General features: G+C 59.0%; 2 protein-coding genes. Both read right to left on the reverse strand.

Features of this window, described 5'->3' with window-relative positions:
- Positions 1-146 precede the first annotated feature (146 nt).
- Positions 147-1,364 carry a class I SAM-dependent methyltransferase gene (locus tag GIV35_RS27095; protein WP_236265946.1) on the reverse strand — a complete coding sequence of 406 codons (1,218 nt, stop codon included), beginning with the start codon at positions 1,362-1,364 and terminating at the stop codon, positions 147-149.
- 223 nt (positions 1,365-1,587) lie between these two features.
- Entirely contained in the window at positions 1,588-2,205 is a 618-nt protein-coding gene (locus GIV35_RS27100) for a TPM domain-containing protein (RefSeq protein WP_034126537.1), read from the reverse strand.
- Positions 2,206-2,255 lie beyond the last annotated feature (50 nt).

The following is a 2,255-nucleotide window of genomic DNA, read 5'->3' on the forward strand; positions in this document are numbered from 1 at the left end:
ATGCACTCGGTATAACAGCGTAGGCTTTCCAGGCCGCCATCGCAGGCAAGCCAGCTCCCACAATTTGATCGCGGGGCGTCAGGTAGATATGCGCTGGCCGCCGGGGCCGTCACGGGAGCAAGCTCCCATAGGGAACCGCGCCCATTTCAGGCCAGGTAGCCATCCCCGCGCAAAAGGGTTTCCAGGCAGTGTTCGGTGATGTGATAAAACGCCTTGAGCTCCTGGATTTTTGCCAATAACTGCGCGTTGTCCACAGGCTCGGCACGTTTGACCGCCAGGATCATCTTGTTCTTGTTGGTGTGTTCCAGCGAGATGAACTCGAACACCTTGGTCTCATAGCCACAGGCTTCAAGGAACAATGCGCGCAGGCTGTCGGTAACCATTTCCGCCTGCTGGCCCAGGTGCAGGCCGTATTGCAGCATCGGCTTGAGCAACGCCGGGCTCTGGATCTGCAGGCGGATCTGTTTGTGGCAGCACGGCGAGCACATGATGATCGACGCACCGGAACGGATGCCGGTGTGGATCGCGTAGTCGGTGGCGATGTCGCAGGCATGCAAGGCAATCATCACGTCCAGCTCACTGGGCGCCACGCTGCGCACATCGCCGCATTTGAACACCAGCCCCGGGTGCTCCAGGCGTGCGGCGGCGCTGTTGCAGAGGGTGACCATGTCTTCACGCAACTCGACACCGGTGACCTCGCCCTCGGCCTTGAGGGTATTGCGCAGGTAATCGTGAATGGCGAAGGTCAGGTAGCCCTTGCCCGAGCCGAAATCGGCGACACGCACCGGGCGGTCGAGCTGCAACGGCGACGACGTCAGCGCATGACTGAACACTTCGATGAACTTGTTGATCTGCTTCCACTTGCGCGACATCGAGGGGATCAGCGCCTGCTTGGCGTCGGTCACGCCCAGGTCGGCGAGAAACGGCCGGCTCAGGTCGAGGAAGCGATTTTTTTCACGGTTATGCTCGGCCGAAGGCGCTTCGCGCAGTTGCTGCGGTTTGCTTTTGAACAGCGAACTTTTGTTCTTCTTGCTGTATTCCAACTGGGCTTCGTCGGTCAGCGCCAGCAAGTGCGCGTTCTTGAACGAGCTGGGCAACAGCTCGCCGATCGCCGCCACGCCGTCGGCCAAGGGGAAGTTCTTGGTGATGTCGCGGGTCTTGTAGCGATAGACGAACGACAGGCATGGCTGGTCCTTGACCACCACCGGCTTGATGATCAGCCGCTGCAACTCGGCTTCCTCACCAACGTACTTGGCCATCACCAGCTTGATAAAAGCGTTCTGGGCCAAGCTTGCGCTCAACAGTTCGATGAACTGGGCATGATGATCCGGCGCAGGGCGGGCAGGTTGAGCGGTGACGGACATGAACAAAAACGCCTCGGGTAAAGAATGCCGGGCATTTTAGGCGGGATGGGGGTTCAGGGCACGGGGTTATTTGATCAACGGTAATTGAATTGGACAACCTCGAACACCCTGTGGGAGCGGGCTTGCTCGCGAAGGCGGTGTATCAGTCAAATACAACGGGGACTGAAACACCGCCTTCGCGAGCAAGCCCGCTCCCACAATTTTTCGGTTTAGGGTGTTCCAGTTATTCGAGTACGACCAGGCGATTGGGCAGTTCGTTGCGGGTTTGGGTAACGGGCACATGCACCTTGAGCAACTCGCCACAAGCTTCAACGCAGGCGATGAACCCAGCCAGCGTCTGCCCCTGTTTAACTTGCTGGGTAAACGCCTGGACAATAGCGTCCCAATTGCTGTCATCCAAGCGCTTGGAAATCCCGTCATCCACCAGGATCTCCACATAACGCTCGGCCTCGCTGACAAAAATCAGCACCCCGGTGCTGCCCACCGTGTGGTGCAGGTTCTGCTCCAGAAACTGCCGCCGCGCCAGGTTGGAGGCACGCCAGTGGCGTACCGAACGCGGAATCAGCCGGGTAGTGACCTTAGGCAAACGGAACACCAGGCACAGCACAATGAACGTCGCCCACTGCGCCACCAGCAAGGTGTACATGGTCAGGTAGCCCGACAGGTAATGCACCACGCCCGGCACCACCAACGCGATCAAGCTCGCCCACAGCAACGGAATATAGGCGTAGTCGTCGGCGCGCGCCGCCAGCACAGTGACCAACTCCGCGTCGGTGGTTTTCTCGACCCGGGCGATCGCTTCGGCGACTTGGCGCTGCTCGTGTTCCGTCAGTAATGCCATGGTTGTAGATACTCTATTCTCGTTATTGTCATTACCAACTGCCCGAAGCC

The organism is Pseudomonas sp. PA-1-6B, from assembly GCF_021609545.1.
Taxonomy (GTDB): domain Bacteria; phylum Pseudomonadota; class Gammaproteobacteria; order Pseudomonadales; family Pseudomonadaceae; genus Aquipseudomonas; species Aquipseudomonas fluorescens_BV.

What these genes read in the sequence shown, in the direction of transcription:
- GIV35_RS27095 (WP_236265946.1), bottom strand. Translation starts at nt 1,364, where the DNA reads ATGTCCGTCACCGCTCAACCTGCCCGCCCTGCGCCGGATCATCATGCC.
- GIV35_RS27100 (WP_034126537.1), bottom strand. Translation starts at nt 2,205, where the DNA reads ATGGCATTACTGACGGAACACGAGCAGCGCCAAGTCGCCGAAGCGATC.